Below are 21,557 nucleotides of genomic sequence, written 5' to 3' on the forward strand. Positions count from 1 at the left end.
CCAAAGCCCCTCGTCAGCCTTCGGGCCGGCGGGGGGCTTCTTGTGTTTCCGGACCGGAAATCCCAGGATCGCGGCGTGCTGCCGTTCCTCTGCCGCCACGAACCCGTCTCCGCCTCACCGCCCAGGACATCGCCCAGTACTCCGAAAACCCGTGGGTGGCGTACGCGGTTCTCCCCGGTCTCGGCCATCCTGGCGCGGACCTGGGTTCTCCGGGTACGGCGAGGATCGGCCCCGTGTGGGCCGCAACATCCCGAGTGCGGTTCCGGCTCGAACTCCCCGTGATCTGGTGACGGCGAGTCGCTCCGAGCAGAGCGGCGGCAGCACGGTGACCAGCCTGGGCCCCGCCGGTCCGGGGTGCGGAAGATCCGGCTGGTCGCTTCGACAGGCGCCGCCGGGGGCCCGAGGTCCCATGCGGGCCGAACCAGCGGGAGCAAGAGGCGGTGCAGGCGGTAGCCGCACGTGTGACGCGCGATCCCCGCCCTGAGCAGACCCCGCTGGACCCCGGTATCGACCGGCGGGCACCGTATGGAAGCCCGCGATGCTCACCGGATTCCTCACCGCTGGTGGCCCGTGCGGTCACGATCCGCCGACGGGTGCGGGCCGGCTGAGAAGCCGGCCCGCACCCGTCGTCGTGGTCACTTCCCGGTCTCGGGCCGTCCGTCCGTCACGGTGTAGAGGCCGCGCCCGGGTCGCTGCGTGCGGCCGTCCCTGGCCAGGCGCTCCAGCCTGGTGCGGAGCGCGTTGATGTTCCCCTCGGAGGCGTCCAGCCCCAGCAGGTCGAGCACCTCGCGGGCGCGCAGCGGCTTCCCCGCCTTCGACAGGACCTCCAGGACGCTGTCCGCGTCCGTCACCTGCCGTCGGCGGCCCGCCGCCGGCGCAGCCGCCTTGACGGGGGGCTTGCCACCGGCGGGTGCCGCCTTCGCCCGTGCCGTCTCCTTGACGATGGTCGTCCGCTGCGCCGCGGCCTTGGGCCGGGTGCTGTCCTTCGCTGTCGTCTTCCGGGCGGTCTTCCGCGCGGCGGGTGCCGAGGCCTGTTCCTTCCGTTCGGGTGCGGGGGCGGCCGTCTTCGCCGCGTCTGCCCTCGTGGCGGCGGCCTTCTTCTTCGCGTTCTTCGCGGTCGTTGTCTTTCCGGCGCGGACCGCCGCAGCGGCAGGCCCGCTGGGTGAGGGCGCCACTCGCCGGTCGGCCGGCTCGGCCGCCGCAGCGGCCTCCCGCACGGCCCCGGCGGCCGGTGCCGCAGGCAGCCCGCCGGCGTGCGGCTCACCAGCGCCGTCCAGGGGCGTGCCGGACGCGAGGAGCCGCAGCCCTTCGAGCGCCTTGGCGATGGCCTCCTGCTCCGCCGTCGCGGCAGCCAGTTCCGCCTCCGCCCGACGGATTCGTTCCTGCACGGCGGGCTGCCGCACCTCCAACAGGGCGATCGTCGATGCCACACCGCTGTCCGTACCGAAGGCGTTTCCGCTTCCCACAACCACTCCCATGCCTCATCAATCACCGGTCGTCACAGTGAATCTACGGCCCACCGGCGGGCCGTGCGGGTATTGCGGGGATACCTCACCACAAGGAGTGCATCTTCCCACGTGTCGGCGTGGGCTCGTCCCGGTGGCCAGCCGGCGCTGTACGGCGCGGTGCACCCCTGCCCGGAAGCCGTGCACGCGGCCTGCGGGCAGGGGCCGTAGGGACTGCGGTCCCTGCCCTTCCCTCTCCTTGGCGTTGGCCTGCCCGAACAGCTTCCCGGCCGGTACGCCCGTCCTCATGGGGGACGGTTCCACCCGAGCCATCGAGGCCGTCCGGACCGGCGACTCGGTCCTGTTCACCGATCCCTCGGCGTCCCTGACGGGACCACGACGGGTCGATGCCACCATCTACACAGCCGACGACCGGCAGTTCACGGACGTGACCCTCGCCGGTGGCGGCCCACTCACCGCCACCAATGGCCACCGGCTTGACGACCTGGTCGCCGCTGTTGTCGCCCTGCGGACCGTCCTCTGAGCGGCGTTGTAACGAGGGTCAGCACCACGCGGCGGGGGAGCAGGCACGGGCGGGGGCCGGGACCCAGCGCAGAGCGCGCGGCCCGGTCGGGCGACCAGCCGCCGTCGGCCCGGCTGGGGCGTGGGTGCGGGTGTGGGGGCAACGCTCCGCCGGCCGGCGTGAGTTGCGGGCCGGCCGGCGGAGGAGGGTGATCAGGCCTGCGAGCGGCGGCGCGAGGCGACGACCGCGCCGGCGCCCAGCGCGACGGCCGCGCCGGCGGCGGCGCCGAGCTGCCCGAGCGGGGCGGTCGAGCCGGTGGCGGCCAGCGAGCCACCGGCGGCGCCCCGGTCGTCCGTGGTGGTGGCGGCGGCGGTGGTCGTCGTGCCGGTGGTGACCGAGACGGGGGCGACAGTGGCGTCGGGGGTCACGGTGGTGACCGCCCGGGTGGTGCCGGAGCCGCTCCGCGTGGTCTCCGTAGCGGTCTCGGCCATGGTCTTCGCGGCGGCCTCGTCCTTGGCCCGGGCGGTGAACTGGCCCTCCTTCAGGAAGGCCCGGACGTCCGCGATGCCGCCGTCGAGCGCGGCGAGGCCGGCCTTCCGGACCTCGGGCCCCCCGGCCTCGATGAGCTGCGAGACCCGGATCCGGTCGTCGCTCGCCCGCAGCGGCTCCAACTGCGCCTTCAGGAAGTGCTCGACGTCCGCCGCGCTGCCGGCGAGCGCCTTCTTGGCGGCCTCCCGGACGTGCCGACCGGTGCCCGCGTCGGCGAGGATGCCCTGTACCTTGGCGCGGTTCTCGTCCTCGGCCCGGGCCGTGTACTGGCCGACGTTCAGGTAGGCGCGGAACACGTCGAGGTCGTTCGAGCCGAACGCGGCGTTGGCGGCCTTCTTGACGGCCGGGCCAGCGGTGTTCATGGTCCGCAGGATCGCGATCCGCGCGTCGTCCCGGCGAATCCTGTCCGCCTCCACCGCGAGGAAGTGCGCCCGGCCCGCGCGGCTACGTCGTCCCGCCGCGCCCCGAGGGACGCTCACGCGTCACCACCACCTCCGTAGGGCCGCGCGGAAGCCCGTGGTGACCCCGGGATCCGCGCCCGGCATTGTTCGGTACCAATCCAACAGCGGGTCGACGGACTACCGGGCGCCGCACCCCGTGCGTCGTCTAGCCTGAGCGCCGGATGGATCACGCGTCTGGCGTGCCGGAGGGGGCTGAGGGAATGCCAGGGACAACGGGGTTCGGAGTGAACCCGCAGGATCTACGCGACGCGGACACTGCCGCGCGTGTGGTGGCGGCGGGAATGCGGCAGGACGTGAGGCAGGACTTCGGCCAGATGCCGGACCCGGCCATGCCGTACTGGCTGTTCGTGGGCCCGGCCAAGGCCGCGGTCAAGGACCTGGGCGTGCACGTCGAGCACGTCACCACCAACATGCTGGAACACGCCGCCGGCATCCTGGGCATGATCGCGAGCTCCTACGAGACCGCGGACGCGAACGCGGCCTCGTCGCTCGGCGGGCCGGGGGGCCAGGGCTGATGGCGTACTACTGGGGGATGCTCAAGGCGGCCGATCTCGACGGCCTCCGGGCGATGACGAACGCCGTGTCCACGTTCGAGGGCCACTTCAAGACACGGATCACGCAGTGGCAGAAGGTGCAGCGGGACCTGGCCTCGTCCAGCTGGCACGGGCACGCCTCGGATTCGACCGACGGAGCCCTGCAGGAGCGCACCAGCCAGCTCTTCCTGGTCGACCAGGTGATCGAGGACCTGCGCATGGTCCTGACGGACGCGGTGGACACCCTCCTCCTCCTGCAGGCCCGACAGAAGGCGCTCGTCGAGGACGCGGCCGCCGACGGCCTGCAGATCGTCGACGGCGACGAGAACACCGCGCCCGTGGTGCGGATCCTGCCGCCCGGCAAGGGTGATGAGGCCGCGCGGCACGACCCCGAGTGGGCCAAGGCGATGGGGGCCGCCCGGGACCGGCTCGCGAAGTCGGTCGACGACCTGTCCGGGGAGGTGAAGGCCATGGACGACGCCGTGACCCAGGCACTGGGGCGGCTCGACACCACGTTCCGGAGCGACGGGGACTTCACCCCGGACCGGGTCGCCGGCGTCCGGAAGGACGTCACCGACCTCGACAGGGCGACGAACCTGAAGATCGGGGGAGTCCCGGCGGCCGGAGGCCCCGGCGGCAACCGGAAGTGGTGGGACTCGCTGCCCGAGTCCACGCGCCAGCAACTCCTCCAGGACCACCCCGGCCAGATCGGTGCCCTGCAGGGGCTGCCCGCCCAGACACTGGACCAGGCCAACCGGCTCTACCTGCCCAGGCTGCGCGCCCAGATCACTCAAGGCCTCGCCGACCCGGACACCTCTCTGCACGCGACCCAGACCGACCTGGACGGCCTGGACGCCCTGCAGAAGCAGATCGACACCGCCACGAACCCGCCGCAGTTCCTGCTCCGGGTCGACACTCCGATGAACCAGCCCGGTCCGCCGGCCGCCGTCATCGCCTACGGCAACCCGGACACCGCCACGAACATCGCCGCCTACGTCCCGCCCAACCCGGCAGCGGGCACCATGGCCACCGACGCCGCCACCGCACGCGCCCTGGCCGTGGCTGCGGGGAAGGCCGACCCCACGAAGACCACGGCGAGCCTGGTCTTCACGAGCCTGGGCCCGCCCGGGGACCCGGGCCTGACTCCCCGCTCGGTGCCGGGGCGCCCGCTGCGCGAGTCCTCCACAGCCTCGGGCACGTACTACGGCCTGGCTGTCTCCCATCAGGGCAAGGGCGCCACCGTGAGCGAGATCTCCGCCACCCCGGATGGGTCGGGCCCCGGATACGCCGTCGCCCGTAGTCCCCTGGACAGCTACGGGACGGGCCTCCCGGACCCGTGCACGCCCGACGCCGTCGTGGCCGGGACCTCGGGCGGCCTCGACGATCCGTCCGCCCGTCACACCGTCGTCGACGCGATCGTCGGCCGCCGGTAGGAGGATGTGCTGCTTCCCGGGGAGGCCGGGAAGCAGCACGCCTGGCCGGCATGGCGTGCGAGCGGGATGCCACGCGGGGGCCTGTCTGCCCGCGCCGGAGCTTCCCGGCAGGGTGCCCCTGACCCGCGGTGGCCGAGCGGGCTGGCCGCTGATGGATGTGATGGGCCTGCTCGGCCTAGCGGCGCGGTGCTGCTGCCCACCTCGGCCCTCGCAGCGGAACCGGACTCCGTCACCTCGCACTCCGGCGCCACGACCGCCCAGGAGCGCAGCCGGATCGACGCCTACTGGACCGCCTCGCGGATGAAGCTGGCGGGCGCCATGGCCCCCGAGATCACCCCCGTGCCCGAGGACGGCACCACGCCCGACGATCCGCGTCCGCTCCCCCCGAACACGCCGGACCGGCCCGCCTCCGAGGCGCCCCTGCTGCGGGGCGAGTCCTGCGACATGGGCCACGGGGCGAGCGGCGGTCCGCACTACGGGCTCCAACGGGCTCCAACGGGCCCCACCGGGAGAACGCCGGTACCGGGGGCGCGAGCCGACTGGCCTCCCCGCCCCCGGTACCGGCGTTCGAGGCATTCCCCGGGGAGGCCGTCCGAAGCCGCTGTGGCGTCCGTCAGGCCCGGGACCACGGGGAGCCGGTGGCTGCCCCGCCGCGGGCGGCGGCGTCATGCCGGGTGGACGAGGCGGCTTTCGTAGGCGAAGACCACGGCCTGGATCCGGTCGCGGAGTCCGAGCTTCTGCAGGATCCGCCCCAGATGGGACTTCACGGTCGCTTCCGCGAGGTACAGGGCGGCCGCGATCTCGGCGTTGGACAGGCCGCAGCCCACTTTGACGAGCACGTCGCGCTCACGGGCGCTGAGCCGGCTCAGCCGCTCGTTGTGGTCGGTGCCGTTGCCGCCGGGCAGGTGCGGGCGGAGGTTCTCCAGCAGGCGGCGGGTGATCCGCGGTGAGAGCACCGAGTCGCCCGCGGCGACGCTGCGTATCGCGGAGAGGAGTTCCTCGGGCCGGGTGTTCTTCAGCAGGAAGCCCGAGGCTCCGGCGCCGAGTCCGGCGAAGGCGTATTCGTCCAGGTCGAAGGTGGTGAGGATCAGCACCCTGCTCCGCGGGGAGGCCTGGGTGATCTGCCGGGTCGCCTCGATCCCGTCGGTCCCGGGCATCCGGACGTCCATGAGGACGACGTCGGGGCGCAGTTCCCGGGCGAGGCGTACGGCTTGGGCGCCGTCGGCGGCTTCACCGACCGGTGCCATGTCGGGCTGGGCCTCCAGGATCGTTTCGAAGGCCATCCGGAGCAGCGCTTCGTCGTCGGCGATCAGGATGCGGATCGTCATGCGGACGCCGCTCCACCGCTGTCGAGGAGGAGGCGGGTGTGGACTCCCCAGCCGCCGCCCGGGAGCGGTCCGGCCCGCAGCGTTCCCCCGTAGGCGGCCGAGCGCTCGCGCATGCCGGGGATGCCCTGGCCGGACGGGGCGGCGCCGGGAGGGGGCGGGCAGGGGCCGCTGTCGGTGACGTCCACGGTGACGGTTCCGGTCGAGCACCGTATCCGGACCTCGGCGCGGGTGCCGGCGGGGGTGTGTTTGAAGGTGTTGGTCAAGGCTTCCTGCACCAGGCGGTAGACGGTCAGTTGGGCGGTGGCGGGCACGTGGGTGTGGCCGCCCCGGACTTCGACGCGGGTCGGCAGCCCGGCGGCGCGCATCCGGTCGGCCAAGGCCTCCAGTTGGGCGATGCCGGGCAGCGGGTGGCGCTCCGCGTCCGGTTCGTCGGTCCGCAGGATCCCGAGCGAGCGCCGCATGTCGGTCAGGGCCTGCCGACCGGTCTCGGAGATCCGGAGCATCGCGGTGGTGGCCTTGTCCGGCGACCGGTGCTGCGCGTGGACGGCGGCGTCGGTGAGCGCGACCATGACGGACAGGTTGTGGGTGACGATGTCGTGCATCTCCCGGGCGATGCGGGTCCGCTCCTCGGCGACGGCCAGCCGCGACTGCTGGTCCTGCTGCTGTTCCAGGTGCGCGGCCCGTTCCTCCAGTGCCGCGAGGTAGGCGCGCGTGGTCCGGGCGTTCGCGCCCAGGGCGGCGGTGGCGGCGACCGTCGCGGTCAGTGCGACGAAGGGGGCCAGGAACGCGCCTTCCGTCGTCCAGCGCAGGCAGGCCAGCAGGGCCCCGCCCTCCAGGACGGCGCCGGCGACGAGCGTGTCGCGTCGGCCCGAGTGCGCGGCCACCGTGTGGAGGGCCACCAACAGGGAGACGTCCGCCGGCAGTTGGACGCCCGCCAGCCACTGGACGAAGGCCGCGGCGGCCACCGCGCCGAACACCGTGCGCGGGGCCCGGTGCCGCCGCACCAGGGGCAGCGTGAGGGCGGCCGTGAGGACCGCGGCCACCGGGAGTTCCTGCGGCGCGCGCGTGGCCGCGACGTGGAGCAGGAGCAGGAGCAGGAGCAGGAGCAGTGCGAGCGGCAGCGGGTCCCGTACGGCGGGCGGCAGCCGGAGGCCGCGGGGCCAGGCGGCTCCCGCCGGTCGCGCCGCCCGCCCGGCGGCGGGGTCGGCGTCCCTCGTCGGCCACCCGGCTGTCGTCGTCCGCCGCACGCGGCCCCGGTGGCGTACCGGGTCGGCCTTGCCGGGCCCCGCGGCCGCCTCGGTCATCATCACGTCCCTGTCGATGCGCCACCGTGGCGGCCCCGGGCCGGGGCCGCCACCGCGGACGGCCGGCGCCGGGCCGGGGGCAGGGGCCCGCGCCCCGTGCTGGCCCGGCGTGCACCGCGGTCCTGCCACGGTAGGCCGCAGGGGCGGTGACGCACATGAGTCCGCCGTCGGACGGCACCGCACCGGTGTACGACCACAGGAGGAGCACAGGTACCTCCTGCGGTCGCAGAGCGGCCGTCGGTTTGGCGTGTCCGACTGCGACTGCGGTGGCATGCGGAGGCGACCGGGGATAGATGTGGCACCGGGTGCCCCGCCCCGAGGATGGCGGGGTGACCGAGATCATCGCGGGACTTTCCATGTCCCCTCCCGAGTTCCTTTCCGTACTGGGTGCCGTGGCGCTGGTGGTGGCGCGCTGGCTTCCCCCCGCCGCCCGCCCGCGCGTCACGATCGCGGCGGTGGCGGTCTTCGCGCTGTCCGCGACCGTGCTGGGTGTGGTGGGGATCCGCTGGCAGCTGCTGCCGGTGCTGGCAGGCGCCGCCGTCGCGCTGCCGTTCGCCCTCTCCCCCCTGCTCCGACCGCTTCGTCGCCGTCCCGGCCGGCCCGCGTGGCGGGCCCGGTGGTGGCTGGCGTTGCCGGGGTCGGCGGCCTGCGTCGGCCTGATCGCCACGGGGCCGGTGGCCGCCTGGGCCTTTCCGGTGCCCGTGTTCCCCGAGCCGTCGGGTTCCTTCGCGGTCGGCACCCGGGTGGTGCAGTGGACCGACCCGCACCGCCCCGAGACCTTCACCGCCGATCCGGACGACCGGCGCACGGTCGTGGTCCAGCTCTGGTACCCCGCGCAGAAGGGCCCCGCGGGCGCGCGGCGGGCCCAGTACCTCGGACGCACGGAGCAGGAGGCACGCACCGTCTCCGACGCCCTCGCCCGCGGAGTCGGCCTGCCCGGCTTCCTGGTCGACGGCGTCCCGCAGGCCCGCACCCACGCGGTCTTCAACGCCCCGGTGTCCGGTGGGGACGAACGGTTCCCGGTCGTGCTGTTCTCTCCCGGGTCGGGAGGGGTACGCACCCAGAACACCGCCTGGGCGGAGGAACTGGCCAGCCACGGCTACGTGGTGGCCGCCCTCGACCATCCGTACGACTCCGCCGCCGTCGTCCTCGACGACGGCGGGACGATCCGCACCGCGACCGCCTCCACCGGCGACCGGGACGCGGACGAGGAGCTCGCGGCCGGCTGGACGGCCGTCCGGGCCGCCGACCTCGGCTTCGTCCTCACCCAACTGGAGAGCCTGGACCGGGCCGGGAACACCGACCCACTGACCGGACGCCTGGACACCGGCCGGGTCGCGGTGACCGGCCACTCCATGGGCGGTGCCGCCGCCCTGCAGGCAGCGCGGCAGGACCCCCGGTTCGACGCCGTCATCGACCTGGACGGCTACCCCCACGGCCCCGCCACCCCTGCCCTCCACCAGCCGGTGCTCGCGCTCACCCAGGCGATCACCCCGAGCACCGACCCGCGTTTCCTGCCCCGCCTCACCGAGGCCCTCGCACTCGACACCGCGACGAGCTACCGGCTCACCGTCCCCGGCGCCGCCCACCTCACCTTCATGGACGGCCCCCTGTACCTTCCGCCGGTGCCCCCGATCGTCGGCTCCCTGGGCCGCGCCGGGGGCCCGCACATCGTCGCCGCGACCACCCTCGCCTTCCTGGCCGCCACCCTGCGGCACGCGCCCGGCGACCTGGCCGGCGCCCTGTCGGCCTACGGCAACCTCAGCGTTCACCACCCGGACGGCCGCCCCTGATCGGCCGCGCCACCCCCGGCCCACCACGGCCGGTCCGACTCGTTCCTGATGGCCCCCAGCACCTTTGCCGCTGGCGGATCCTGAACGCTCAACGCGAACACCCCCGTGGACACGAGGCCCCGGATCCACGCCAACGCGGCCCTCACACCGACATGCCCCGCCCGGCTGGTTCAGGTCGTCCCGTCCGGGTGCGGCGGGTATACCGCGTTCAGCAGTCCGCTGACGAATCGGTGCAGGTCGTCCAAGCCGGCGGCGGCCAGGGTGGCGGGGCCGGCGTCGAGCAGATGCGGGATGGCGGAGTGCAGGGCGAGGGTGACGGTGGCGGCGCGCTGCGGGGTGACAGGTAGGCCGGCGGTGCGCTGTGCCTGCTCGAATCCGGCGAAGTCGGCGGCGGTGATCGGGTCGAGGATGGCCGACAGCCAGGGCTTGCGGGTTGCCTCCGCCCGCAGTTCGAGGTAGGCGAGCATCCGTGGGCGGCCCGGCCCGGCCACGTTTTCCAGCAGTCCAGTGAGGATGGCCACCAGGCGCTCGCGGTCGCGGGGTTCTGTGCCACTGCCCAGCTGCGCGGCGATCCCGCGGTACAGCTCGGCGCACCGCCCGGCTACCGCGCCCAAGAGGGCGTCACGGCTCGGAAAGTAGTTCTTCGTGGTGCCCTGCGGCACCCCGGCGGCCGTGTCGACGGCCCGGTGCGTCAGGCCGCGCCCGCCCAGTTCGGCCAGTACCGCGATGGCCGAGTCGCGCAGTTGGTCCCGCCGGCCATGATTCACCGTCAAATCTCCTTATTTGCATGCTACTTGAATATATCACCACAGGCGTGGTACCACGGGTATGGTCAGTCGCTGGGCGGATGAGCGGGCGCGACGGTCGAGGAAAATGGGACGACCGGCAAGGAGATCGCGGTAGGGCGGTAGGGGTGTCACGAGCTGGCCGGGCAGAGGGAACGATGGCCCGGTTCCGCCATCTGGTGAAGCGATTTCAGGACGGGGTGGACCGCCAGTCGGCCCCCAGCCCGTAGTGCAATCGTCGCCCGGTTGACGGCAATCCCCACAACCGAGGTGTAGTGCGACCTCGCACGGATGTTCCGCGGTCTCCGATTCCAGAAACTGACCGCGTCTTGTCAGATGGGTGTGGTGGTACCGACTGAGCCGGGGCACGGGGGCGCTCGGCGCATGGGAGGTGCGGGATGTCATCCGGTTCACGGACGCTTGCCAGGATCATCACTGCGACCGCGATTGTCGCCGCCTACATCGCGCTGCATGTGGCCATCACCGCAGCTCAGAGCATGCAGACCCGCGACCGCTTCAGCGCCGGCCCTGCCCGCGCCGCCGTCTTCACCGCCTTGGTGGACCGCTACGCGAGCGGCGACATGGCCGCTGGCGCCGAGATCACGGCGGTCAGGACGTGGTTCGAGGAGAACGCGCCGGCCGGCCGTGCCCGGGCCACGGCCTCCGTCACCACCGAACGCGTGCACCAGGGCCAGGGCGTCGCCGCCCGGGCTCGCGCCAGGACCCTCGCAGCGGACGTCGAGCGGGACCGGGCCACGCTCGACCGGGACCTCCACACACAGGCGCAGGCCACACTATGGCTCTCGGTGGTCGCCGCAGTGCTCGTCGGACCATCGTTGTGGCTGCGCCGCCGGCGCAGGGCCGTGACCGCGGAAGCCATCCGGACGGTGGGCCGCTTCGCCGAGCGGCACCCGCCATGGCGCAGGCCACTGTTCCTGACCGCGAGCAGCGCCGGCTACGCCCTGTTCGTCGGCGGGATCATCCTCGCCGGCACGGCTCAACGCACAGGGACGGATCAACGCACGGGGACGGCTGCCCAGTTGCTGATGCTGCCCGCAGGTTTGGCCGCCCTCGGCGCCGGCTTCCTGATCCTGCGCTACACCCGCCCGCGTTCGACACGGGACGCGGTGCACGCCCTGCGGGCCGACGGCCGCCGTCCCGTTCTCTACCTCCGCAGTTTCGCCGATGACCGCACCGCGGCACAGGTCGACGACGGGCAACCGCTCAACATCCACTCCCGGGAGGAGCAACTCGCCGCCGCACTGGGGGCCTTCGGCCCCGTGATCGCGGTGGGCAGGCCCGGCGAGCCACTACCGCTTCTCGGCGCGGCGCGGTTCTACCTGCCGTTGGACGACTGGAAGCCGACGATCCTGCGGCTGATGGACCTGTCTCAGCTCATCGTGCTGCGGGTGGGCGTCGGCGAGGGCCTGCGGTGGGAGATCGAGCAGGTCGTCGCCACCCAGCCCGCGGGCAAGCTGCTGCTGCTGACGCCGGGCCGGGTGAGGGACGCGATCGACAGCGTGGACGGCCGGCTACCAGTGCCCCTGCGGCTGGAGGAGGTGGCAACGGATGCTTCCTGGATCTCGGCCGCCGTCACGTTCGGCCCCGACTGGACACCACACGTGCGGCCGGTTGTGCCCGTACCGGACCCTCAGGCTTCCCGCGTCGGGCTCGTACGCCGCGCGTTCAGGGCGACCCGGGACGTGACCTGGCAGCCCTTGCCTGCGCGTGGCGCGGTCGGCGCGATCAAGGACGCACTGGCGGAGGTGGGCGTTCGCGGCCGGATGGTCGTGATGCGCAGCGACAGCAACATGCTCGGCACCTGGGGCAAGGGCATGGTGGCATTCGCAGTCCTTGCCCTGCCCGTCCGGTTGCTCCAACTCGCCGGCCCCTGGTAGCGCCGACTCGGCATCCAGCGCCGGGCCGCAGACCCGGTGCGACTTCGAAGGCACCGACGTCAACGGAGGGGAAGCATGGACAACGCACAACAAGGCGGGGCCGGTCACACGATCGGCATCGGGGCGCAACGACGCAGGCCTGTGAGCGGCCGGGCCGCCGTCGCGGTGGTGCTGATCACGGTTGAGCTCCTGCGGGAGGTGGCGGTCTCGGCGACCGTGTGGCGCGACTACTCGCTCCTCCACGACTACATCAACGGGGCCGCTACGTACGCGGATCTCGAAGCCGCCGACGCGGATGCCCTCACGGCGGTGTCGTCGACGACGGCAATATTCGTGGTCTGGGCCGCGGCCGGAGTGGCCTTCCTCGTCTGGCTGTGGCGGGCGCGGATCAACGCCGAGTCGATGGGCGGCCGTGACTCGCAACGCCGGTCCCGGGGGTGGGTGGTCGGGTCGTGGACGACTCCGGTGGTGAACCTGTGGTACCCCTACCAGGTCGTCTCGGACATCTGGCAGGCCAGCGCTCCCCGGCGGCCCGTCTCCGGCACGCTGGTCAAGGCCTGGTGGGTCTTCTTCGTCCTGGCCGGACTCGTCAAGCCCTTCCAGTGGCGCATGGCCGACCCTGCGCACTGGGAGAGCGAGAAGGACGTGGTGTCGGCCGCGAACGTGACCAGCCTGCTCACGGTGTTGCTCCTGGTCGCCGGCGTGCTGCTCGTGCTCGTCATCAGGCAGGTCACCACCTGGCAGAACCGGGCGCCCGGCACCGCAGGCGGTGGCCGGTGACCACGGCATCCGCCCGTCCGCCCGAGCCAGGACAGCCGCCGGAACTCCTGGAGCTGTACAAGCTCGCGGTGGAGATGGCTGACCGGCTTTCCGCTCGCCGCGGCACGGCCAACGCCTTCTTCCTCTCCGTGCAGACCGTCCTGGTCACCGTGGTCGGCTTCGGCATGCCCCAGCTGCAGGAGTCCGCGTGGTGGGCGGTGGTCGCGATCACCGCGGCCGGCCTCACTCTGTCCGTCGCCTGGTGGCTCCAACTGCGCAGTTACCGCGACCTCAACACGGCGAAGTTCAAAGTCATCAACGAGCTCGAGAACGGCTTGCCGGTCAAGGTCTTCACCGACGAGTGGAACTACCTCAAGGAGACCCCGCGGCCCGCGGGACGCAAGCGCTACGCGGAACTCGGCATCTCCGAACGGATCGTTCCCTGGGTCTTCGCCATGGTCTATCTGCTGATCCTCACGGGAACACTGCTCAGATGACCTACCTTGACGACCTCGCCGACCTCATCCGCTCATGCTTGCCTCCGACCGTCGTACCGCCGGCCGGCTCCGACGACCTCTTCCGCATCTACGCCGTCCTGCTCCGGGCGAAAGGAGAGCAGGTCACGGACGAGGACGTCCATGACGCCTGGTCGGCATGGATGCAGTCGGTGAACGCCGCCCATCATGCTCTGGTCTCCTTCCAGGATCTCCCTCTCGAGACCAGGACCCTTGACGCCCCGTACGCCGAAGCGATCCGTGTGGCAGCACGGAAGATGAGCTGACAGCCATTCTCGACGGACTGAAGCGGGCCGGGAACACTGACGGCGGGCCACCCGAAGACGCCGAAGTCCACACCCGGGCGCCAGTGAGTCCACGTTCACGGTCTGCGACCAGCGGCCCTGTGGCTCGCTGGAGGACCGGCCCTCGGCGCCCGTCCGGTGTCCGGCCGCCAGACCACCGAAGCAGCAGGCGCCGGCCCACTCAGGCCAGCGCTGGCTGCGTGATGGGCCACCGTGGGCCGTCCGGGCTGCCCTGCCAGGCCCACTGGGAGTCGGGGGTGACCGTGATGCCGTAGTCGTACGGGTCGGGTCGTCCCAGGCTCTCCCATTGGGCCCGGGCGGTCAGCACTTCGTCGCCGATGTGGCGCGGTCCGCCCTGCAGCAGTACCGGCCGGCCGTCATCTCCTGGCCGGACTTCGGCCCAGGAGCGGTCACCGTCGTGGACCAGGACGACCGGTCCCTCCGGGCCCTGCCGGGTGAACAGCACGGCGTCCGGCACGGCCACCCGCACCGCCCACCGCGGGCCCCAGTCCTCCAGGCCCGCCGGGTCACGGTCCAGTACCCGCCGGACCTCGGGGTCGGCGTCCGCACGGGCCGCGGCGTAGGCGGCGGGCCCGCTGCTCGCCTGCGCGGGAGCGTGCCGGTCGCCCATGAACCGGGCCAGGCCGTGCACCCAGCCGCGCGCGCTCCTGCCGTCCTCGGCGACGGTGAGGGCCACGTACCCGAGCCTGCCCCAGGGGTAGACGATCCGTCCGCCCGGGCGCACGGCCTCGACCCACGTCCACGGGACGGCCTCGACAGCGTAGGTGGCGTGCAGGCGGTCGACCTGCCCGCCGCCGGGCACACCGGTGCGGGTCGCGTCGCCGAGGACCACCTCGGCGTCCAGGCCCGCGGCCGCGAGGCGGCTGCGGGCGAACGCGGCCAGGCCTTCGTCGACCTCGCTGGAGACCACCCGGCCGGGACCGGCCCGCCAGGCGGACAGCGCAGCCGTCCAGCCCTGGCCGGTGCCGACGTCCCACACCCGGTGGCCGGGCTCCAGCCGCAGGCTGTCCAGCATGTCCGCCACCACCCCGGGCGCGGACAGCGACGACGACGGGATGCCGCCGGTGAGCTGGGTGATGGCGGCCGAACTGACGCCGCCGTACACCGCACCAGCCCAGACGTCAGGGTCGACCGCGCGCTCGAGGGGCACGTACGCCCAGCCGTCCCAGCGCCACAGCCGATCCGGCGCGAACCGGTCGCGGGGCAGCGCGGCGAAGGCCTCGCGCAGCCATGGCGAGTCGGCCGGCCACTGCTCGCACCGTTCCATCTCCGTGTCCAGGCGCACCCGGTGCCCGGCCAGCCCGCCGTCCGTGTGCACGCTCACTCAGTCCTTCTTGTGCTTGCCCGTGCCTTCGGCCGGCTTCTCGACCTTGCCGTCGGCGTTGTTCGGAGGAGGGGTACCCGTACCCAGGTCCTCGGCCGGCTTCGAGTGGTCACCCATGGCGCTTCCCTTCGGGAGTGTGGACACGGTCGGCCGTCCATCCTCGTCCACCCCGGCACCGGACGGTAGGGCGTGCGGGTGGTTCCCAGGGGAGCGCGGCGACGGGCACCCGCTCTTCTTCAAGTACCTGCCCCGCTGGCATCGGCGCCGCCGCGGACCGGTTCGCGCCCTCGGTCCCCAGAACGAGTCCACGTACGCGGTGCGGCACCGAGGTGTTCGATACCTGGCCCGGCGGCTGGCAGGACGACCTGATCGGCCGGTCCGGCCGGTCCGGGCCGGTCCGCGGCCGGGGCTCCTGCGGTGTGCGGGCGGACACGCCCGTGGCGCACAGGCAAGACCCGCCACGTCCTGTTCCGCATCGCGTCGGCGGCTGCGGCCACGGGCTGACAGCAGGACGCGCAGCCGGTGGCGAGGAGGAAGCGCGGGTCGTCGACGCCTTCGACACCGTGGTCCCCGCCGGCGGGCAGGTCAGCACCATCCCTTCCGTCCAGCGCATCCGACCCGGCGCCGAGCGGGCCGGCCTGCGCGTCCGGATCCGGACCGACGAGAACACTGTCCACGTCCTGGTGAACGGCGAAGTGGTCAGGACGGTGGCGTCCGACCTCGACGCCGAGCACCTCTGCCAGCTCAAGCTCCGTGGGGTGCGCCCGGCCGGGCCTGTGGGGTTGGCGGGGCACGGCGTGCGGTGCTCAGCGGTCGTCGCCGAGTTCCTGGTGCATCTGCGGCTGGTCGTCCTGGTCGTGGGTGAGCGCGAACTTCTGGATCTCGTTGAACGTCTTGGAAGCCATGCCGAGGACGTCCTTGTAGGGGTTGACGCCGGTGGCCTTCTGGACGGAACCGCCGAGGAGCCCGCCGCCCAGGCCGCTGACCACGCCGTGGCCGGCGGCGAGCGGACCGGAGGCGAGGTCGAGGACGCCCTTGGGCACGCCGGCCATGTCGGCGTACTTGTCGGTGAGCGCGTGCCGGACCAGGGCCATGAGCGCGTCGTGCGTGGGGCCGGGGTAGAACTGCTTGTAGAAGTCGACGGCCTGCTGCGTCATGAAGACGCCGTCCTCGGTCTTCTTCCACTCGTCGTTGCGCGCCTGGTCCCAGATGCGCGTGACGAGGTCGGCGTCCTTGGGCAGTTGCCACCGCTCGGGAGTGCCGAGGTAGTGGTTGACGTAGTGCCAGGCACACATGAAGCCGTGGGCGTCTTCCTTGGAGACGTCGATGCCGAGGTTCTTCATCGCCTCCAGGATCTGCACGCTGAACACGCAGGAGGCGCCGGTGGTGTATTTGATCGACACCGGCTCGCCCCACTTGGCGTAGTCCCATGCGCCGCTCTTCTTGTGCAACTGCCGTACGGAGGCGTGGACCAGGCGGACCTTGGTGACGTTCGCCGCGAGGGTGCCGTCGCGCAGGGCGTTCTTGTTGCCCATGTCGAGGAACAGCCGGGACGACTGCGACAGGCGCCGGCCCGGGCCCTTGACGCCGCCGAGCCGGCCGGTCGAGCGGAGCGTGAACGCGCCGGTGGGGGAGAGGTAGGTGCCGATCAGGCCGACGGTGCCCTGGAGCATGGTCACTTCGCCGTGGTGGTGGCCGAAGAAGCCTTCCGCGGCGTCGACGTCCGCCTCCGACCAGTCCGGCGGCGGCGCCGCGGCCTCCCGCAGGAAGTCCGCCAGCCGCTGGGGCAGTTGGGAGAGGTCCTGACCGGGCTTGAGCGTCCCGATGGTGCGGAAGAGGGCGTTGACGCCGTCGATTTCCTTGTGGTCGATCAGATCGGAGACGAGCTGATCGGCCTGCGGGTCACCTGCCTGGCCCGCGGCCTCCAGCTCTTGCGTCGCGTTCTGAGCCGTCAAAGCCACAGAAGGGCTCCTTCCTTCGTTGAGGGGAAAGCCGCCGGTCGGCACGTGCCGGGAACCGTGGTCGACATGGCGTCCCGGGCAGATGGATCAGCGAGCAGCGGCATGCTTCCGACTCTGGCGGAACGTCATACTCGGCTGAGCGACAAAACGTTTCTCCCTCCCCCGAACGAGTGAATGGCAACACGGTGGACCTGTCCGGCCGCGGCACTGGCCAGCGAGGACAGGAGAGCTCGCCGCCGGCGCGCTGCACCCTCGATGGAGGAGCCGGCACGCCGGCGTGCCAGCGTGCCGGCGTGCCGGTGCGGCGAGGTGGGCGTTCAACCGGGCGCTCGGCCGGAAGGTCGCCGCGCACCGGGAGTGGCGCGCTCAGGTGGATGTCCTGGTCGCGGGTGGGCTGAGCGAGGCCGAGGCGAGGAAGAAGGCCGACGTCCGGATTCCGGGGCAGGCCGCGATCAAGAAGCACCTCAACGCGATCAAAGGCGACTCCCGGACCGGCGATCCGGCGGACGGTTCCACGGTCCGCCGGCGCCGTGTCCGTGGTGGCACGAGGTATCCACCTACGCGTTCCAGTCCGCGTTCATCGACGCCGGCACGGCGTTCGGGAACTGGTTCGACTCGCCGGCCGGCCGTCGTGCCGGCCGGGCCGTCGGCTACCCGCGGTTCAAGAAGAAGGGCCGGGCCCGGGCAGCGAAGGCGGGCATGGGGAAGGTCCTTTCCATGTCAGCTGAAGAGGACTTCGAGCGCTTCCATGGAGAGCGGGATCTCCGCCAGCCGGTAGCCGGCCGGCGGCTCGCGGTGCATGAGGTGACGCACCAGGTAGTCCCAGCGGCGGCGGGCGACGTAGCCGTTGCGGCCGAGGAAGCTGTGCTCGACGCCGGGGACTATCAGCAGGTCGAAGTCCTTGTTCGCAGCGATCAGCGCGTCGACCAGCCGCATGGTCAGATGCGGTGTCACGTTGTCGTCCATGTCGCCGTGGACGAGCAGTAGTTTGCCGACCAGGTTCCCGGCCAGCTCGGTGTTGGACAGTCGGGCCCCGGCGTCCGGGTCGAACGGTCCGTCGTAGGACTCGGCCCACAGCGCGTGGTAGTGGCGGTTGTCGTGGTTGCCGGCCTCGGCCACGCCGACCTTGTAGAAGTCGGGGAACGCCAGGAGGGCGCGGGCGGTGGTGAATCCCCCACCGGAGAGGCCGAAGATGCCGACCCGGTCCAGGTCCAGCCACGGACGCGTTTCCGCGAGTTGGCGCAGCGCCGCGACATGGTCTTCGAGCGCGCCCGCACTGCCCATGTTGCGGTGGACGTGATCGTGGAAGGCCTTGTCCCGGCCGGGCGTTCCACGGCCGTCGACGGCCAGCACCGCGAAGCCCAGCGCCGCCACCGCCTCGGCGTCGTGGCCGTAGGCGCCCGGGTCGAAGGAGGCCGCCACCCGGTGGACCTGCGGGCCCGGGTAGGGGTGGTCGATCACCGGGTAGCGCTGCGCGGCGTCGAAGCCGTGGGGCTTGTAGAGGACGCCGTAGATCTCGGTGACGCCGTCGGCGGCCAGGGTCCTGACCCGCTCCGGCGGCGTCCAGCCGGCGGCCAGCAGCGGTGTGATGTCGGCCTGTTCCAGCTCGACCAGCACGGCTCCACCCCGGTCACGCACGGTGATCGTCGGCGGGGTGTCGACGGTCGACGCGGAGTCGACGAACCAGCGGCCGTGTTCCGGCGCGGTGATCACGTGGTCCAGATCGTCGTCGGTGAGCTTGGCGGTCCCGCCGCCGTCCAGGCCGACCCGGACCAGCGACCGTCGGTACGGGTCGGCCTGGACCAGTCCTGAGACGACGGCGTACGCGGCCCGTTCCGCCTCGTCGACGTGCACGATCTCCTGCACCGCGAACGGCCCTCGGGTGAGCTGTTCGACCAGCGCCCCGTCCTCGTAGCGGTACAGGTGCCCCCAGCCGTCGCGCTGGGAGTACCACAGCGTCTCGCGGCCGCCGGCGAGCACGTGCACGATCGGCTTCTGGGCGATCTCCTGCGCGGCCTCCACCCGCGTGTCGCCGTGCTCCTCGACCAGGGTGCGCACCTCGCCGGTCGCCGGGTCGAGTGCGTGCAGCCGCAGCGTCCGGAGGTCACGGGGCTGATCCAGGTAGTAGACGGCCGCGCTGTCCTTGGCCCACCACACCTTCTTCAGCGTGACAGGTGACATGAAGGGCAGCAGGAACGGGTCGGTCTTGGCGGGTGTCGCGGTCCGGGACGCGACGTCGAAGACGATCCACTCGCCGCGGGCGATCGGCTCACCGGGGACCGGGTAGTGGTAGCTGCGCAGGCGCGGCCGGCCGCCGTCCGGCGGGACGGCTTCGACCAGGTGCATCAGGGCGACATCGCTCTGATCGGTGCGGTGGGTGAGGACGCGCGCCGAATCCGGCGACCACAGCAGCGCCGGCGGCATCTCCGGAAGGCCGAGCTTGCCGAGCAGGTGCGTGGGGACCGCCGCGTCGGCTTGGGCCGCGTAGCTCCGATCCGCGGTGCCGTCGGTGGTGAGCGCGAACTCCTCGCCCGTCTCGGCCGAACGCACCCACAGGTCGTGATCGCGGCGGAACGCCGCCCACTTCTTGTCCGGCGAGGCGACTTCCAGCGGTGCGGGTTTGGCGTGCTCCTCGTCCCGCGCGCACCGGTAGTCGGCCAGCCGACAGGTCCAGCGCGTGTCGAACGCGTCGAACGCGACCGTCCCGTCCGCGAACTCGACCGCCCGGAACGGCAGCGCGTACGGCTGGACCGGCTGGCCGGCGGCGGACGCCAGCGCGGCGGCGAGCCGTTCGGGGTCGAACGCCGGCTCCCGGGTCCCTGCGGCGGGGTCGACCAGCACGAACTCGCCGCCCCGCTCGGTCTCGACCCGGTACCAGAACCTCTCGCCGCCGCCGATCCAGACGGGCTTCACCTTGGCCCGCAGGGCGAGCCGGGATCGGTTGTGCAGCAGCAGCCGCTCAGCCCGGTCGTAGGCAATGGCGGGGAGTGCGTCAATGGACATCCGGCCTCCTGAAATCAGTCTCGAGCCAGGAACAGTACAGCGTACGGTACGATAATAGAACTGCGGTCCCGAAGGAATCAGGAACCCCAATGTCATCGCCCAGGCACAAGACAGCGCCCGCTCGCGCACCCCGCGGCACCCTCAGCCCCGAGGCCATCGTCCACGCGGCGATCGAACTGATCGACCGCGACGGACTGGACGCGGTGACCATCCGCCGGCTCGCCGACCACCTGGGCGTCCGCCCGATGTCGCTCTACACGCACTTCCGCGACAAGGACGCGATCCTCCTCGCCGTCACCACGGAGCTGCTGAGCCGATTCCAGTGGCCCGACCCCGGACTCGACAACGTCGAATGGCTCCGGCAGGTGATGCGCGCCTACTTCGAGCTGTTCATCACGCACCCTGCCATCCTGCAGATCAACGCCCCCTCCGACGGAGTCGGCGAGGTCGAGGCCCTCATGTCCGAGCAGATCTACGCCCGCCTGGCAGGACTGCGGGTCGACCACCGGACGGCGATCGGCCTGCTGGCCACGCTGATCCGCTTCGTCCTCGGCTGCGCCACGCTCTACCCCGTCCGCCGGGTCTGGGACGAGGACCCGCAGCACTGGGAACGGGTCCGCCAGCAGTGGTCCCGCCTCCCGGCCGAGGTGTACCCGGCGATGCACGCCACCACCGCCGACTTCCCGACCTTCACCCAGCGGGACGTCTTCGAGTTCGGCCTCGACGCCATCCTCGCCTCGCTCCCACGATCGCCCTGACGCCCTGACGCCCTGACGCCCTGACGCCCTGACGCCCTGACGCCCTGACGCCCTGACGCCCTGACGCCGGCGGCGATCATGAGCTGCTCTTCCTTGATCGGGAGATACACCGGTCACCGGACAGACCCGCCCGACGGTGTCGTCAGACAACGACCCGGAGGCGCGGAAAGCACGTCAGCGGCTCGGCTCGGAGACGAAGGGCTTCCAGGACCGGATCGGCTCCGCGCTGAAAGACGCCCAGGCGGCGAGCGACCAAGGCAACACGGCCTTGGGCCGGTTCACCTCGGGTCGAAGGACTTCGTCGGAGGTCCACGAGATCCCGGTGATCGGCCAGTTCTGGCCGCAGGGCGATCCGAAGCGTCTGCGCAGCGCCGCCCAGGTCTGGGCGCAGTGTGCTTCGGTCGTCGATACGGCCCAGCGCAACGCCGGTGTGCACGCTGTGGACGTGATGGCGAAGTGCTCCGGCGCGGCGTTCGAGGGTTTCAAGTCCTACGCCGCCACGGTGTACGGCGCGTGCCCGCCGGGCGGGACGGCCGTGTCGGCCGCGCAGCCGCTGATGGTCAATATCTCGGCGGCCTGCCGTGAGCTGCAGGCCATCTGCGAGCAGTACGCGCAGGCGATCGAGACGTGCCAGGACAAGCTGATCGAGCTGGGAGTCACGGCGGGCGTCGTCACGACGGCCGGGGTGATCCTCACCTTCTTCACCCTCGGCGCCTCGGACGTTGCCGCCGGGGCGGCTGACGCGGCCTTGGCAGCGGATGCGGCGCTGGCCGCCGAGGCCCTCGCCGCAGCGGAAGCGGAACTGGCCGCGGCCGCCGCCGTCGCGGAGGCCGAGGCGGTCGTCTCCTCCCTGGCCGCGCGCCTGGTGGTCCTCGCCGGG

At 72.3% G+C, this 21,557-nt stretch carries 18 protein-coding genes; 9 read left to right on the forward strand and 9 right to left on the reverse strand.

Annotated elements, in window-relative coordinates; translation table 11 throughout:
• Positions 1–635 precede the first annotated feature (635 nt).
• On the reverse strand, positions 636–1,430 hold the full coding sequence (locus ACIPLC_RS26715) for a hypothetical protein (protein ID WP_400475552.1): 795 nt from the start codon (positions 1,428–1,430) through the stop codon (positions 636–638).
• A 322-nt stretch (positions 1,431–1,752) separates the two neighbouring features.
• On the opposite strand from ACIPLC_RS26715, the gene ACIPLC_RS26720 reads away from it, so the two are divergent.
• Positions 1,753–1,989 (forward strand): hypothetical protein, encoded by a 237-nt coding sequence (locus ACIPLC_RS26720; RefSeq protein ID WP_400475553.1) that lies wholly within the window; start codon positions 1,753–1,755, stop codon positions 1,987–1,989.
• A gap of 191 nt (positions 1,990–2,180) precedes the next feature.
• Here ACIPLC_RS26720 and ACIPLC_RS26725 read toward each other — a convergent pair whose 3' ends face one another.
• The gene (locus ACIPLC_RS26725) at positions 2,181–2,996 is read right to left on the reverse strand and encodes an ALF repeat-containing protein (protein WP_400475554.1); all 816 of its coding nucleotides are present in this window, start codon (positions 2,994–2,996) and stop codon (positions 2,181–2,183) included.
• A gap of 263 nt (positions 2,997–3,259) precedes the next feature.
• Between ACIPLC_RS26725 and ACIPLC_RS26730 the strand changes: the two genes are divergently transcribed.
• Positions 3,260–3,493, forward strand: a complete 234-nt coding sequence (locus tag ACIPLC_RS26730) for a hypothetical protein (RefSeq protein WP_400475555.1) — start codon at positions 3,260–3,262, stop codon at positions 3,491–3,493.
• On the forward strand, positions 3,493–4,944 hold the full coding sequence (locus ACIPLC_RS26735; RefSeq protein ID WP_400475556.1) for a hypothetical protein: 1,452 nt from the start codon (positions 3,493–3,495) through the stop codon (positions 4,942–4,944). The genes ACIPLC_RS26730 and ACIPLC_RS26735 overlap by 1 nt, the downstream gene beginning before the upstream one ends.
• 665 nt (positions 4,945–5,609) lie before the next feature.
• Here the strand turns inward: ACIPLC_RS26735 and ACIPLC_RS26740 are convergent.
• Together ACIPLC_RS26740 and ACIPLC_RS26745 are read right to left on the reverse strand one after the other, a co-directional pair.
• Entirely contained in the window at positions 5,610–6,272 is a 663-nt protein-coding gene (locus tag ACIPLC_RS26740; protein WP_400475557.1) for a response regulator, read from the reverse strand.
• Positions 6,269–7,576 carry a sensor histidine kinase gene (locus tag ACIPLC_RS26745; protein WP_400475597.1) on the reverse strand — a complete coding sequence of 436 codons (1,308 nt, stop codon included), beginning with the start codon at positions 7,574–7,576 and terminating at the stop codon, positions 6,269–6,271. Before ACIPLC_RS26745 ends, ACIPLC_RS26740 begins: the two co-directional genes overlap by 4 nt.
• Positions 7,577–7,869: 293 nt before the next feature.
• On the opposite strand from ACIPLC_RS26745, the gene ACIPLC_RS26750 reads away from it, so the two are divergent.
• Complete coding sequence (locus ACIPLC_RS26750; RefSeq protein ID WP_400475558.1) at positions 7,870–9,369, forward strand: alpha/beta hydrolase family protein; 1,500 nt, start codon at positions 7,870–7,872, stop codon at positions 9,367–9,369.
• A 170-nt stretch (positions 9,370–9,539) separates the two neighbouring features.
• Here the strand turns inward: ACIPLC_RS26750 and ACIPLC_RS26755 are convergent, their stop codons facing one another.
• Entirely contained in the window at positions 9,540–10,136 is a 597-nt protein-coding gene (locus tag ACIPLC_RS26755) for a TetR/AcrR family transcriptional regulator (protein WP_400475559.1), read from the reverse strand.
• 416 nt (positions 10,137–10,552) lie between these two features.
• On the opposite strand from ACIPLC_RS26755, the gene ACIPLC_RS26760 reads away from it, so the two are divergent.
• The 4 genes from ACIPLC_RS26760 to ACIPLC_RS26775 all read left to right on the forward strand — a co-directional run bounded on the left by ACIPLC_RS26760 (position 10,553) and on the right by ACIPLC_RS26775 (position 13,592).
• Positions 10,553–12,052 carry a transferase gene (locus ACIPLC_RS26760; RefSeq protein ID WP_400475560.1) on the forward strand — a complete coding sequence of 500 codons (1,500 nt, stop codon included), beginning with the start codon at positions 10,553–10,555 and terminating at the stop codon, positions 12,050–12,052.
• 75 nt (positions 12,053–12,127) lie between these two features.
• Positions 12,128–12,832, forward strand: a complete 705-nt coding sequence (locus ACIPLC_RS26765; protein WP_400475561.1) for a DUF4328 domain-containing protein — start codon at positions 12,128–12,130, stop codon at positions 12,830–12,832.
• Positions 12,829–13,308 (forward strand): hypothetical protein, encoded by a 480-nt coding sequence (locus ACIPLC_RS26770; protein WP_400475562.1) that lies wholly within the window; start codon positions 12,829–12,831, stop codon positions 13,306–13,308. The genes ACIPLC_RS26765 and ACIPLC_RS26770 overlap by 4 nt, the downstream gene beginning before the upstream one ends.
• Positions 13,305–13,592, forward strand: a complete 288-nt coding sequence (locus ACIPLC_RS26775) for a hypothetical protein (protein WP_400475563.1) — start codon at positions 13,305–13,307, stop codon at positions 13,590–13,592. The genes ACIPLC_RS26770 and ACIPLC_RS26775 overlap by 4 nt, the downstream gene beginning before the upstream one ends.
• Positions 13,593–13,791: 199 nt before the next feature.
• Here the strand turns inward: ACIPLC_RS26775 and ACIPLC_RS26780 are convergent, their stop codons facing one another.
• The 3 genes from ACIPLC_RS26780 to ACIPLC_RS26790 all read right to left on the reverse strand — a co-directional run bounded on the left by ACIPLC_RS26780 (position 13,792) and on the right by ACIPLC_RS26790 (position 19,919).
• Positions 13,792–14,955 (reverse strand): methyltransferase domain-containing protein, encoded by a 1,164-nt coding sequence (locus ACIPLC_RS26780; protein WP_400475564.1) that lies wholly within the window; start codon positions 14,953–14,955, stop codon positions 13,792–13,794.
• A gap of 806 nt (positions 14,956–15,761) precedes the next feature.
• Complete coding sequence (locus ACIPLC_RS26785) at positions 15,762–16,916, reverse strand: oxygenase MpaB family protein (protein WP_400475565.1); 1,155 nt, start codon at positions 16,914–16,916, stop codon at positions 15,762–15,764.
• 720 nt (positions 16,917–17,636) lie between these two features.
• Positions 17,637–19,919: a DPP IV N-terminal domain-containing protein gene (locus tag ACIPLC_RS26790; protein ID WP_400475566.1), complete on the reverse strand. Its 2,283-nt coding sequence runs from the start codon at positions 19,917–19,919 to the stop codon at positions 17,637–17,639.
• 89 nt (positions 19,920–20,008) lie between these two features.
• Between ACIPLC_RS26790 and ACIPLC_RS26795 the strand changes: the two genes are divergently transcribed.
• A complete protein-coding gene (locus ACIPLC_RS26795) occupies positions 20,009–20,677 on the forward strand; it encodes a TetR/AcrR family transcriptional regulator (RefSeq protein WP_400475567.1) in 669 nt (222 codons plus the stop codon).
• Positions 20,678–21,166: 489 nt separating this feature from the next.
• On the opposite strand, the gene ACIPLC_RS26800 is transcribed toward ACIPLC_RS26795, so the two are convergent.
• Positions 21,167–21,382 (reverse strand): hypothetical protein, encoded by a 216-nt coding sequence (locus tag ACIPLC_RS26800; protein ID WP_400475568.1) that lies wholly within the window; start codon positions 21,380–21,382, stop codon positions 21,167–21,169.
• Positions 21,383–21,557 lie beyond the last annotated feature (175 nt).

Source organism: Kitasatospora sp. NPDC086801 (genome assembly GCF_044745805.1).
Classification (GTDB): Bacteria; Actinomycetota; Actinomycetes; order Streptomycetales; family Streptomycetaceae; genus Kitasatospora.